Genomic DNA, 13,044 nt, shown 5'->3' with positions numbered 1-13,044 from the left:
TTCACCTCTCTCTTCAAGTCACCTGTGACTCGCTCCATCACCCGTGATCCGGTTCACCAGCTCAGCGGTCTCATCGATCGTAGGCTCTATCCGCCGTGTCGTCCTCATGGCCGTGCCGGGGGTCGAAAAAGTCCTCCAAAAGAATTTTACGCCAAAACCTAGTCAAGTGACCCAGTCAGGCGACATACTTCTTTCAGGAACGTTGTCTGCATCACATTTGGATGCGGTGACTTGAGGAGAACCGATGGAAGATTTCGCCGACTTGGTGATCATGAATGCCTCGGTCCACACAATGGACCCGGCGCAGCCGCATCGCATGAGCGATGCCATCGCCGTCAAGGGCGGGCGCGTTGCAGCGCTGGGCCACGAAGATGTGAGCCAGTCGATTGGCCCCGACACGCAGGTTATAGATGCCGCGGGTGGGGCTGTCATTCCGGGCATTAACGATGCCCACCTGCACTTCGTATCGGCCGCCATGGCCGCCTTTGGCTATGTGCGCCTGGAGCCGGCAGCGGCGCCGGACTGGGCGGCCGTCGTCGACGTCGTTGAGTCCGCCCTGCCGGGGGAGGACGGCTGGGTCCGCGCCCATGGCTGGGACGAGGCGTTGCTGGGACCGGCCAAGGGCTTCCTGCTCGAATCGCGACCCGGCACGCCCGTGGTGGCGTTTGACAGCACCGGACATCAGCTACTGGCCAACAGGGAAGCGTTGCGAAGGGCCGGGATTGACGCCGCAACTGCGGACGTCGACGGCGGCGTCGTGGCGAGAACCGCTGACGGCAACCCTACGGGGCTGCTCCAAGACGGAGCCATGGAACTTCTCTCCCGCGCCATGCCGCCGGTTCCGGCCTCCACGCTGCGACCCGCCTTGCTGGCGTTGCAGGAGCACCTGCACTCGCTCGGTATCACTTCACTTACGGATCCTGGCCTGGGTCCTGCAAGTGCAGGACTCATGGACGGTGCCGGTTCGACGGCGGCGCTTGAGTTGCTGGGCGACCTCGCCACCGAGGACGAACTTACGCTAAGAATAAACGTCCTGATGCTCTTCGCCGGGACCGGGGGAGCCAATGCCCATGCTGTTGAAACGGGCTTGGGAAGTGGACTGGCCCGGACGTACGTGAACCGCGGCATCAATCCTGAGCAGTTGCGGATCGCCGGGGTCAAGATCTTCGCGGATGGCATTCCCCGCAGCGGCACCGCGTGGATGAGTGAACCTTACGGAACAGCTTGTACGCACGGCAGCTTGGTGATCCAAGGGGCCAACGACGCCGACAGGGTTGCGGAGCTGCACAGGATACTGGCTCTGATCAGTGACGCGGGGCTGCAGGCCGGGGTCCACGCCACAGGGGACGCGGCCACAGCCGCGGCCGTGGAGGCCATTGTTGCGGCGACTGACGATTCCAAGGAGCGTCAAAGGCCATCAGGGAACCGCCACTACATCATCCATGGGGCATTCGGGGATCCCGGCACACTGGGCACCATGGCATCCCACGGCATCGGTTACAGCACCAACCCACTGATCCGCCAGGAAGCCGGCGACATCATGCGTCAAGTGTTGGGGGAGGACCGTTTCTCCCGACACCAGCCCCTTAAGTCAGCGCTAAAGGCCGGAGTTCGTTTCAACCTGGCTTCGGACGCCCCCGTAACCAGTGCGGATTGGCGGCGCACAGTGGTGGCAGCCGTCCGCCGGGCGACTCGGTCCAGCCCAGGCAATCCGCAGGACCCCGAGCGGATCACCGGCTTGCAGGCGTTGGCTGCCATGACCATCCACGCCGCCTGGCAGGACCATGCCGAGCACTTCAAAGGTGCCCTGACACCAGGCATGGCAGCAGATCTGTGCGTTCTCTCCAGCCCCTGGCCCGTGGACGAGGAGATCGAAAAGATCCTCGACTCAGAGGTCAGGCTCACCCTGAGCGGTGGCCGCACAGTCCACCAATCCACCAGCTAGAACCATTCCCTCCCGTTCCAACCATTCGTGATTCAAGGAGCACCATATGCGACGCACTATTCCCCTGGCCCTGGCCGCAGTTTTGTCCATGTCATTGGCAGCCTGCGGCGGCGGGGCGGGTCCGGCCGCCGCCCCCGCCGCCGATGGGACCACCACCCTCAAGGTGGGAACCATCGGCATCGGTTCCGACGCCGGTATCCGCCTCGCAGCTGACAAAGGCTACTTCAAGGAGCAGGGTCTCAACGTCGAGATTTCTGTCATCGCCAATCCTCCGGCCGGTATCGCAGCTGCCCAGAGTGGTCAGATTGACGTCACCTATACCCCTTCCATTCCGCTCTTGAATGCGCTGAGCCAGAATGTGCCGCTCAAGATTATCGCCGCGGCCGATGGCTACAAGGACGGCGCCAGCGAGGGGGCCGACCTCAACCGCGTGGATGACACCGGACTCCTCGTGCAGCAGGCGTCCACTATCAACCGGCCTAAGGATCTGGAAGGAAAGAGCGTTAGTGTTCCGGCCCGCAAGGCACAGCTGGAGGTCACGGTAAGCAAGCTTGTCAAGGACGACGGCGGCGACCCCGCCAAGGTGAACTGGATGGTCCTGGATCCGTCATCGGCACTTCAATCCCTGAATTCCGGACGAGTCGATGCCGCATCCCTCGTTGCCCCGTTCACGTCCAAGGCCGCATCAGAGGGCAACAGGCTTCTGGCCTCGCCCGGCGTCGAGTTCTTCGAGCAGGGCGCGATCGGCCTCTGGGTATCGGGGGCGAACACGGTGAAGTCCAAGGAGAAGGCGTTGGAGGGTTTCAAGGCCGCAATCTACAAGGCGAACGCCTACGCAAACGGCCACATCGAAGAAGCACAACAGCTCAGTGCCGAAATCACCAAGACTCCGCTGGAGGTGGTGAAGTCCGGCGCCGTGAATTACTGGCCGGAAGAGGTACGCCTCGAAGACATTGAGCGGGCCAACAAGAACCTTGCTGACCTTGGCTTCCTGAGTGAACCTGTGAAGCTGCCGGCTGACGTAATTTTCGGCGAGTAGGCCATAAGCGACATGGGAGATTCATCATGAAAGCATCCATCCGCCCCTATGCGTTCAGCGCCTTGGGTATTGCCGGAGCCCTGGTTATCTGGCAGGTTCTCGCCACCGCCAAGGTAGCAGGCAACGCCCTGCCACCGGCCACCACGGTTTTCAGTACCCTCACCAGCACTCTGGGGACGGGCACGTTCTGGTCGGCCCTTGGCGCCACCATTGGGATCGCACTTCTGGCGTTGGCTTTAGCGGCCTTGGCGGGAGTGGCCATCGGACTACTCGTGGGCAGCTTCGAATCCGTACGATACGCCACTTTGGCAGTGTTGGAATTCCTCAAACCAGTACCGCCGATCGTCGTCCTCCCCCTCGCGGTGCTGGTCCTGGGTCCAACTGCTGAGATGTCGCTCTTCCTGGTGGTATTCGGGTGCTTGCTCCCCATCGTCATGCAAACCGTAGATGGTGTGCAGGGCACGGATCCCGTGGCACGTGACACGGCCCGCTCCTATGGCATGCGTGAGGGGGAAATCCTGGCCCGGGTGGTGCTGCCCAGCGCCATGCCCTATATCGGCACGGCGATGCGGGTGGCAGCTCCTGCCGCCTTGGTGGTCACCGTCGTGGCGGGCCTCCTTGGCGGTGGTCCGGGCCTCGGACAGAGCATCTACCAAGCCCAAGCGGCGGGTGATTACGCCAGTCTCTACGCATTGGTGATTGTCCTCGGCGTCCTGGGTCTTTTGTTCCAAGGTGCCACCCGGCTGGCCGAGCGCCGGGTCCTGCACTGGCATGAGTCCTACCGGGAAGTGGTGCCCTGATGAGAAACGTCAAAATACGAAACTGGGTGATCGGGGCAGGCACGCCTGTCTTGTTGCTGGCGGCGTGGTGGTTCCTGTCCGCCAACTCCACTGATCCCTTCTTCCCGCCGCTCCAAACCATCCTTGTCCGTTTCCAAGAGCTATGGCTCTTTGAGCACTTTCAGTCTGATGTCCTTCTCAGCCTGGGAAACCTGTTCGTCGGGTTTGCCATCGCAGCGGTGGCCGGAATTGGCCTCGGGTTTGCCACGGCACTGCTTCCTCCGGTCCGTTGGATGATCGATCCGTTAATCCACTTCCTCCGGGGCATTCCTCCCGTGGCTCTGGTCCCGATCTTCATTTCCCTCATCGGCTTCGGTACCCAGATGCGCGTGACCAGCATCGCTCTGGCGGCTTTGTTTCCCACCATGATCGCAACAGTGGACGGCATTCGGAGCGTCAGCAACGACCTCATGGACGTCGCCAGGGTCTACCGGCTGAGCCGAAAGGAACGGGTGCTCAATGTCCTCCTGCCAGCGGCCATGCCACAGATCTTCTCAGGACTGCAGGTGAGCCTCCAAGTGGCCTTCATCGTGATGATCGCTAGCGAGATGCTGGGCAGTTCGCAAGGTATTGGGGCAATGACCTTGCTGGCTCAGCAGAGCTTTATGACCGCTGACATGTGGGCCGGGATCCTGCTCCTGGGAGTCATTGGATTCCTGGTCAACATCCTGTTCAGCCTGCTTAAGCGCAAGGTTTTGTCCTGGTACATCGGGTCCCGTCGCATGGCGCGTGCAGCATGAGCGCGCGGCAGGCCCCGACTCTTCCCATCCGAAACAGAAAGTCCACCATGGCACAGCAACCAGAAACCCGCATCAGTGCGACCACTCCGCGGCTGGACGTGGCGCATCTCGCCAAGACCTATGGCAGCGGCGAAAAATCGCATACGGTCATCGAAGACCTCACCTTCACGGTCGATGCCGGCGAAGTTGTGTGCATCGTAGGTCCTTCAGGTGTTGGAAAAACGACGCTTCTGAAGTGCTTGGCAGGGCTTCATCCGGCCAGCAGTGGGAGGGCGTCCATTGACGGCCGGACCATCAGCGGCCCACCTCCGGAAATGGCCTTGGTCTTTCAGGATTACAACCGGTCGCTGATGCCATGGCTCACTGTCCGGAAGAACCTGATCCTTCCCCTACGGCACCTCAAGTTGCCCGCGGCGGAACTGAAGGAGCGCTGCGACAGTGCCCTGGCCGCCGTCGGCCTGTCCCATGCCGACAACCAGTACCCCTGGCAGTTGTCGGGAGGCATGCAGCAACGCGTGGCGATCGCCCGGGCGCTGGCGTACCGGCCCGAGATCCTCATCATGGACGAGCCCTTCGCCTCGGTGGACGCGCAGACCCGCTTTGACTTGGAGGACCTGTGCTTGAAGATCCGGAAGGACTTCAACATGACCATCCTGGTGGTGACCCACGACATCGATGAAGCAGTCTACCTCGCGGATCGTGTGGTGGTCCTGGGTTCCAGGCCTGCCCGCGTCCTCAAGGTGGTGGACGTGGACTTGCCTGCTCCGCGAGATCAAATCACCACACGATCCTTGCCGGACTTCGCCCGGCAACGCACCGAAGTGCTGTCCCTCATCAAGAGGCCCGCATGACGGGGCAGCGCCGGACAGCCGGCATTCGGCGGCCCAACGTCCTGTTTATCATCGCCGACCAGCTCCGGGCCGACCACCTGGGTTTCGGTGGCAACCCCACAGTCAAGACGCCAAACCTGGACGCACTCGCTGCCAAGAGCATTGTTTTCGAGAACGCGACGGTTGCGAATCCCACGTGCATGCCCAACCGTGCCAGCCTGATGACTGGAAGGTGGCCTTCTGCACACGGGACGCGGTGCAACGGCATCACCCTTGATCCGCTGACGCAGACCGTTCCAGGTTCCTTGGCTGCGGGAGGCTACCGAACCGTTGGCGTGGGCAAGCTGCACCACCAAAACATGGGGTGGGAGTTTGAGCCTCACCAGGCCGAGGAGATCCGGGCCACCGACCCTTTGCTGTTGGACACCGGGATTGCCGACGCTCGCCGTCAGGGCTTTCCCCCGGGGTGGGACCAATGGGAGAACCGCGACGCCCACGATGAACGTTTCATTGCGCTCCCCTCCGACTACTACGGCTACCAGCACGTAGACCTTGTTATCGGCCATGGGGACCGGCCCGGTGGCCACTACGTCCACTGGGCCCGCGAACGGGGTGTCGACCCGGAAACGCTGGGAGGTCCGGGAAATTCGTCCAGTAAGTACAACGGGTGGGATCAGGTGTACCAGACGGCCATCCCCGCTGATGTGCACCCCACCAGCTATGTTAGCGAGAAAGCAATCGAGCACTTGAAGGATGCTGCCGGCCAAGACCAGCCATTCTTCATGTTTGTGTCCTTCCCGGACCCCCATCACCCGTTCTCGCCGCCGGCAGGCTACTCGGACCTCTACAATCCCTTGGACTTGCCACTCCCGCTTGGCTTTTTGCAAGACCACTCGGCTTCGCCGGCCCACGTGAGGGACATGATGGAACACCGCGGTGAGCCAAACGCGGACCCAACCATGACGTGGGCGGCCACGGACGAACAGTACAGGTTTGCCGCTGCCGCCCAGTACGGCCTCATTACGATGATGGACGAGCACATTGGCCGGATACTCGACGAGTTGGATCACCAAGGCCTGGCCGAGGACACCATTGTGGTGTTCACCAGCGATCATGGGGACTTGTTCGGGGACCATGGCCTCATGCTGAAGCACTTTGTCCACTACCGCGCAGTGACCAATGTTCCCTTGCTGATGCACCTTCCCGGCAGCCCGCCGCGGCGCACAGGAGCCTTGGTTTCGAGCGCGGATTTGGCCCCAACGCTTCTTGAGCTCACTGGCTCCAAGGGGTATCGGGGAATCCAAGGCCGCTCGCTCGTGCCACTACTGCAAGGGGACACTGAACATCATCGTGACGCGCTGCTGGTGGAGGAGGAACAACCATTCGGCTTGGAGGGACTTCCGGGACCGGTCCGAATGCGAACCGTGATCACAGCTGAGGGTCGTTTGACGCGCTACTTCGGCACGGAAAGCGCCGAACTGTACGATCACCACGCCGACCCGGGGGAACTGGTCAACCGTGCGGGTGATCCTGATTTCGCCCCGTTGGAGGATCGGCTGCTGCGAGCCATGCTGGATGAGATGGCTGCCCTCACGGACCAAGGGACGGCCCCGACGGCGGCCGCCTAGCCAGGGTTCGACGGCGACCGGCGGGGTCCCGTTGCAGGGAACCGTCAGTGGCTGTTGCGGTAACCGGTGGGGGAGTTCCCGAATGCCGCCCGGAAGATCCGGCTGAAATGGGCGGCGTCGGTGAACCCCCATCGTGCGGCGATGGCAGTGACTGGTCGGTCCGCCAGGACCGGGTCCCTGAGGTCGCGCCGGCATCGTTCGAGTCGTCGTTGCCGGATGGAGGAAGCCACGGTAGTCCCGATTTCCTGGAAGAGATCATGCAGGTGCCGCGTCGAAATGTAGTGGGCTGCCGCGATGGTTCCGGGAGAGAGCTCGGGGTCACCGAGGTTGGCTTCAATGTAATCGTGGATGCGGCCCAGCAACAGGAGGTGAGGATCCCGGCCGGTCTCGATCAACTGGTCCAGTTCCCCATTGAAGAGTGTGGTCACCAGATCCAAGGCATTGTGTACCAATCGGAGGCCATTTGTGCCCGAAAGGGCTTCAAGGTTGTCAGCCAGTTTCACCAGGAAGGGGCTGATCAATTCGCCGAGGCCCTCGTCGCCCGGAATGCGCAAGGCGGTGACATGGCCCATGGCTTCGGCTGGCAGGTCCAGTAGAACGTGCGGGAACATCAGCACCAAGGTGCGGAAGTCGTCGTCGAAAGTTAACTGATACGGGCGGGAGGTGTCATAGATGGAGAGGTCGCCGGGACGCAACACGGCTTCGCGTTCGTCCTGAACCAGGCGGCCCGATCCAGCGAGTTGAATACTGAGTTTGAAGAAACGCCCTGTGGACTTTGCAATCAGCTCCGGAGTGCGGATGACCGTATGGGGCCCGGCAGTAATCTCCACTACGGAGATCTGCCCCAGGACTCGAGAACGCATGATTCCGTGGAAGGTTGCTCCCTGGAGTGAAGAACTGCGCGGCCCCGTTGCCAACAGGGGCACAAAGGAAGTGGATATTGCCCTGCTCCACTCCTGGAACGACTCCGCCACGATGGTTTCCACGGTTGCGGGGCCCGTATCAGCCGCGACGGTCATCAAACTCCCTTTCAATGGCCCGCGGGCGCCGTTGCCTCGTGGGCTGTAATGCCGATAACGCGGACGCGAGCTTGCCCACGATTCTACACCGAGGCCAACGTGCCGCCGTGCTTGCGTGCAGCGACAAATTCCCTGCCGTGTGAGACAAGTCACGCACGCTCCCTGCGGTGGAAGATTGCGGAATGACAGACACCGTGCCGTGCAATCTCCCGCGGCACCGAGGCAGGAGCACACTATGAGCGTGGATAACCCCGTCAAGGGCAGGACCGCCGGAACAGTCGGTACCAAAAGGCGGCTCGGCGTACCGGCAGTGACCTTCATGATTATCGCGGCCTCCGCACCGCTGACCGTGCTGGCGGGAGGCGTGACCACCACCTTCGCGGTAACCGGCGTGACCGGGGTGCCGTTGTCATTCCTGATTCTGGGCGGAATCCTGGCGCTGTTCGCCGTGGGATACGCGGCAATGAGCCGCTACGTCACCAACGCGGGCGCCTTCTACGCCTACATAGCGCAGGGCATCTCCAGGCCCGCTGGTGTGGGGGCATCGCTGATTGCACTCATGGCCTACAACCTGATGCAGGTGGGCATCTACGGGTTGTTCGGTTTCACGGTCTCCTCACTCCTGTCCGCGCGGCTTGGCATCAGCGTTCCCTGGTGGATCCCGGTGCTCGCCTGCATTGCAATCGTCGGATGGTTGGGTGTGAACAGGGTGGACCTGTCCGCAAAGGTGCTTGGTGTCCTTGTGGCCCTCGAATTCCTGGTGGTGATCGTGTACGACATCGTCAGCCTGGCTGTGGCTCCGGAAGGCATCAGTGCAGTGAGTTTCAGCCCCGAAAGCCTCTTTGTTCCCGGGATCGGCGCAGTCCTCTCCTTTGGAATAGCCGCCTTCATGGGCTTTGAATCCGCTGCTATTTATGGTGAAGAATCCAAGGACCCCAAACGAACGGTCGCAAGGGCAACGTTTGCCGCTGTGGGAATCATTGCGGTGTTCTATGCAGTCTCCGCTTGGGCAATGACCGTAGGGGCAGGACCGTCTGCCGTGGTCGAGGCGGCTACTGCCAACGGGCCGGATATGATCTTCGCTTTCCTTGGCATGCACGGGGGCCTACTGCTCAGCGACATCGCCCAGGTCCTCTTTGTCACCAGCCTTTTCGCCGCACTCGTGAGTTTCCACAATGCCGTAGCGCGCTATTTCTTCTCCCTCGGCCGCGAGCGCGTCCTGCCGTCGGCGCTCGCCAAGGTGCGGGCGGAAAGTGGGGCACCGTTCGCCGGTTCGCTGGCGCAAACGGTGATCGCCGTCGTCGTTACGCTTGGCTTCGCGATTGCAGGTGCAGGTTCCGAACTCGGTGAACTGTACCCCGTACTGACCATGTTCACTTGGCTGACCAACAGCGGTGCCATGGGGCTGGTGCTGCTCATGACCGTGGTGTCCGTGGCTGTGATCGGTTTCTTCCGCCGACAGCAGCACGGGGCCAGCCTGTGGGTAAGGGTGATCGCTCCTGGCCTGGGCTTTGTGCTTCTTACCGTTGTCCTTGTACTCATCATGGCGAACTTCAACGTCCTGCTGGGACAGGCCGAATCGACTGCGGCCACGTTTGTCTTGCCGATCCTGGTACTCCTGCCCGGGGTTGTGGGTGTCATTTGGGGCTTGCGCCTTCGGCGCTCGCAGCCGGCCCTCTATGCCCGGATCGGCCACGGGGCAGACGACTGACACCTTCTCCAGCCAAAGGAAGCCCCGGCGGGCAGTTCATGCTCTCGCCGGGGCTTCTTCCGTTGCGTTACATACCCTTGGCCGGGTTCAGTTCCGGCGTGTGGTGGGTGATGCTGAGTAGGCGTCCGTGTGCACCGAAGGTGAAGTGCACGGGGTCCGTGCCTGCTTCGTCCCAGCCGAAGAGGCTGCCGTGGGACCTGATGGCATTGGGATCGCGGTGGTCGGCGATGGTGACGGAGCCGCACGGTATGACCTTCTCGCGCCAGGTGAACACGAAAATTCCGGGGCGGATCTGGAACACGGTGTTGGAGTCCGTATCCGCCAAGCCGCGCTCCGGGCCTGCCAGGCATTGCCACGTGTACCAGGTGGGGCTGAGGTAGATGTGCTCGTAGGCGTGGGATTCGCTGTAGGCCCATTCGACGCGGCGGCCGATGAGTGCACGGCTTTCGGCGATTTCCGTACCTGTGACGCTGTGTCCATCGAGCGCCCCGGGGCGGAAATCATGGTGGACGGCCACGCTGGAGGGAGTTGCCCTGCCCAAGGTGGCGCCAACGTAAAGGGCCCTGCCGTGTGCGAGGTCCAGAACCAGCGAAATTGCGATTTCCGGCTCCTGCAGGCTTTGCCATTGGGCGTAGTACAGTTCCTCGGCCACCAGGAAGGCCTCGTAGGTGGAGGTTCCGGCCTGACCGGCGGCGGCCCATTGAACTTCTTCGTCGTCGAAGCTGAACGTCATGGGACCGCCGTCACCCCGGAGGCAAAATTCTTGTCCTGCCAGGTCCTGCACGGTCGGGGCCTTGTTGGCGTCGAAGCCGGGGGCGAGGCCGTCCAGTGGCAGCCAGTTGGAGGTGTCAAGGAGATTCAGGCTCATGGTTTCCTTCTCGTGCTCGAAAAAGGGACCGGACGGTGCGTCCGGTCCTCCTTCGAGTATTCGCTGTGCAGCGGCGGTCGTCTTGTGCTGTGCGGCACGTCACTTGACGAGAAAGGAAAGGTTCAGGGAAAGGGGTTCAGGCCAGCTGGCTTTCGATCCGTGCAGCACTGGCGGCCAGCGCCTTGCCGACGGCGTCGGCGTCCTGGTCCAGGCGGATGTAGACGACGGCGATCGCGGCCGGCCGGCCGCCCGGAACCCGGATGGGGGCCGCGATGGAGGACAGCCCGGCGATGACTTCGTCGTGGCTGGTTGCGTATCCAACGCGTCGGGCCTCGTGCGCTTCGGCCCGGTAGGGTATGCCCGCGCCCACTTGCTGCCAGCGTCCTTCGGTCATGGTGGATTGGATGGCTATCCCGGGGGCGCCTGTGCTGATGGGGTGGCGGCTGCCGGGGTGTTGCGCCAGGGCGGCGCCGGTGTGCCGGGGTTCGACGGTCACCAGCGTGACGCATTCCTGGTGATCCCACACCGCAACGAAGGCGGTCATGTGCAGCGAGTTGGCCAGTTGCGTGAGCTCGGGCAAGGCTGCTGTTTGCAGGTTCCGGGACACTCCGCTGGCCAGCACAGCCAGCCCGGGGCCAGGCTGGACGCGTCCGGAGTCGTCGCGGACCAGCAGGGAGTGGTCTTCCAAGGTGCGCAGAATGCGGTAGGCAACGGAGCGGTGCACCCCGAGCGCTTCGGTCAGTTCTGCGATGGTCAGGGGCCTTTCGGCGGCCGCGAGAATCTCGAGCGCCCGGATTCCCCGTGAGAGGGTTTGCGACGGCGGAACTTGCGCCGCTGTTTCCGGGGTGCCCTTGACGTCGCTGTGGGGATTCATGCGAATCATTCTATGGTGACCGGACGGGCAGGGGTCTGTGCTTTGGGTCACAGACTGTAGTACGCTTTCCTAACTGACCGTTCTGTCGGTTAATGCAAGGCACGTACCGACCAGTCACTCTCACCCCATGGAGTTCCAATGACCGAAACTTCCACTGTCGACTCTTCGTCAGGACCCAGCACCAAACGCGAGGAACGCAGGGTCCTCGCCGGGACCTTGGTGGGTACCACCATCGAGTGGTACGACTTCTTCATCTTTGCCCAGCTCACGGCCACGCTCTTGGCGCCGCTGTTCCTGACTCCGTTGGAGAACTCCAATCCAGGTCTGGCACAGATTCTTTCCTTTGCCATGATTGGCATCAGCTTCCTCTTCCGGCCTCTCGGAGCTTTCGTTGCCGGACACCTTGGTGACCGGGTGGGACGTAAAGCAGTACTGGTGATGACCCTGATCATGATGGGTGCGGCGACGGCGCTGATCGGAATGCTGCCGACCTACGCGTCAATCGGACTCTGGGCGCCGGTCTTGCTGATCTTCCTGCGTATTGTCCAGGGCTTCTCGGCTGGCGGCGAATGGGGCGGAGCGGCCCTGATGGCAGTGGAGCACGCACCTGTCAATAAGAGAGGGCTGTTCGGTGCCTACCCACAGATCGGTGTGCCCATCGGCATGATCCTGGCTACAGGCCTTCTTTTCTTCCTCCGTACGGGCATGTCCGCAGAGGAGTTCACTGCCTGGGGCTGGCGGGTGCCGTTCCTGCTCTCCGTGGTCCTGATCGTGGTGGGCTACCTGATCCGCCGAGCCGTTGGCGAGAGCCCGGTTTTCAAGGAAATCGCGGAGCGCAAGGCAGCAAGCAAGGCGCCCCTGGGTGAGCTCTTCCGCAAAAACAAGAAGGAAGTACTCCTCGCAGCCCTCATCTTCATTGCCAACAATGCAGCCGGCTACCTCCTGATTGCCTTCTTCATCTCCTACGCCACCCGGACGCTGCAGATGCCCACGCCGCAGATTCTGCTGGCAACAACTATCGCCTCGTTTGGCTGGCTGATCTTTACGATGGTGGGCGGTTGGATCTCGGACAAGATCGGCAGGGTGAAGACGTTCCTGATTGGTTACTCGTTGGTCTTCGTCTGGATGATCCCGATGTTTGCCTTGATCGATACCCGGAACATAGTGCTCTACGGAGTTGCTTTGTTCGTCCTGACCATCGGGCTGGGCCTTTCCTACGGCCCCATGTCGGCCATGTATGCCGAGATGTTCCCGGCCCAGGTCCGTTACTCGGGAATTTCCATTGGATACGCCCTCGGTTCAATTCTGGGTGGCGCCTTTGCCTCAACCATCGCGCAACTTCTCCTCGACGCGACCAACTGGTCCGGCTCCATCGGCCTCTACATCATGGCCCTGTGCGTCATTTCGGCCATTGGCGTCATCCTGGCCAAGGAAACCAGGGGGCGGCCGCTGGGCTACAGTGCCCACCACTAGTTCGCGGCAGCCGTGACAAGACGGGTGTGGTCCATCAGGGGCCGCACCCGTCTTGCGTTGGCGGCCTGCGGTCCGGGA

General features: G+C 62.2%; 11 protein-coding genes. 8 read left to right on the top strand and 3 right to left on the bottom strand.

The features are described 5' to 3' along the window. Positions 1-244: 244 nt before the first annotated feature. From RIF72_RS00260 to RIF72_RS00235, 6 genes are read left to right on the top strand one after another with little or no spacing between them, the layout of a single operon-like run. On the top strand, positions 245-1,945 hold the full coding sequence (locus RIF72_RS00260; RefSeq protein WP_309072921.1) for an amidohydrolase: 1,701 nt from the start codon (positions 245-247) through the stop codon (positions 1,943-1,945). A 46-nt stretch (positions 1,946-1,991) separates the two neighbouring features. After that, on the top strand, positions 1,992-2,984 hold the full coding sequence (locus tag RIF72_RS00255; protein ID WP_309072920.1) for an ABC transporter substrate-binding protein: 993 nt from the start codon (positions 1,992-1,994) through the stop codon (positions 2,982-2,984). Positions 2,985-3,010: 26 nt separating this feature from the next. Then, complete coding sequence (locus RIF72_RS00250; protein WP_309072919.1) at positions 3,011-3,784, top strand: ABC transporter permease subunit; 774 nt, start codon at positions 3,011-3,013, stop codon at positions 3,782-3,784. Beyond that, on the top strand, positions 3,784-4,563 hold the full coding sequence (locus RIF72_RS00245) for an ABC transporter permease (protein ID WP_309072918.1): 780 nt from the start codon (positions 3,784-3,786) through the stop codon (positions 4,561-4,563). The genes RIF72_RS00250 and RIF72_RS00245 overlap by 1 nt, the downstream gene beginning before the upstream one ends. Beyond that, a complete protein-coding gene (locus tag RIF72_RS00240) occupies positions 4,560-5,414 on the top strand; it encodes an ABC transporter ATP-binding protein (protein WP_309072917.1) in 855 nt (284 codons plus the stop codon). Before RIF72_RS00245 ends, RIF72_RS00240 begins: the two co-directional genes overlap by 4 nt. After that, complete coding sequence (locus RIF72_RS00235; RefSeq protein ID WP_309072916.1) at positions 5,411-7,021, top strand: sulfatase-like hydrolase/transferase; 1,611 nt, start codon at positions 5,411-5,413, stop codon at positions 7,019-7,021. Before RIF72_RS00240 ends, RIF72_RS00235 begins: the two co-directional genes overlap by 4 nt. Before the next feature lie 44 nt (positions 7,022-7,065). Here RIF72_RS00235 and RIF72_RS00230 read toward each other — a convergent pair whose 3' ends face one another. Beyond that, entirely contained in the window at positions 7,066-8,040 is a 975-nt protein-coding gene (locus tag RIF72_RS00230) for a helix-turn-helix domain-containing protein (RefSeq protein ID WP_309072915.1), read from the bottom strand. Between the two features lie 235 nt (positions 8,041-8,275). Here RIF72_RS00230 and RIF72_RS00225 point away from each other — a divergent pair, with 235 nt between their 5' ends. After that, entirely contained in the window at positions 8,276-9,751 is a 1,476-nt protein-coding gene (locus RIF72_RS00225; RefSeq protein WP_309072914.1) for an APC family permease, read from the top strand. 67 nt (positions 9,752-9,818) lie between these two features. Here the strand turns inward: RIF72_RS00225 and RIF72_RS00220 are convergent, their stop codons facing one another. Both RIF72_RS00220 and RIF72_RS00215 read right to left on the bottom strand, forming a co-directional pair. After that, positions 9,819-10,619 carry a MoaF C-terminal domain-containing protein gene (locus RIF72_RS00220; protein WP_309072913.1) on the bottom strand — a complete coding sequence of 267 codons (801 nt, stop codon included), beginning with the start codon at positions 10,617-10,619 and terminating at the stop codon, positions 9,819-9,821. A gap of 136 nt (positions 10,620-10,755) precedes the next feature. After that, positions 10,756-11,502 (bottom strand): IclR family transcriptional regulator, encoded by a 747-nt coding sequence (locus RIF72_RS00215; RefSeq protein ID WP_375164182.1) that lies wholly within the window; start codon positions 11,500-11,502, stop codon positions 10,756-10,758. Positions 11,503-11,631: 129 nt separating this feature from the next. On the opposite strand from RIF72_RS00215, the gene RIF72_RS00210 reads away from it, so the two are divergent. Then, the gene (locus tag RIF72_RS00210) at positions 11,632-12,966 is read left to right on the top strand and encodes an MFS transporter (RefSeq protein WP_309072911.1); all 1,335 of its coding nucleotides are present in this window, start codon (positions 11,632-11,634) and stop codon (positions 12,964-12,966) included. Positions 12,967-13,044: the final 78 nt, after the last annotated feature.

Source organism: Paenarthrobacter sp., assembly GCF_031180005.1.
Classification (GTDB): Bacteria; Actinomycetota; Actinomycetes; order Actinomycetales; family Micrococcaceae; genus Arthrobacter.
Note: the sequence above shows the minus strand (reverse complement) of the source record. Positions and strands in the feature narration are given on the sequence as shown.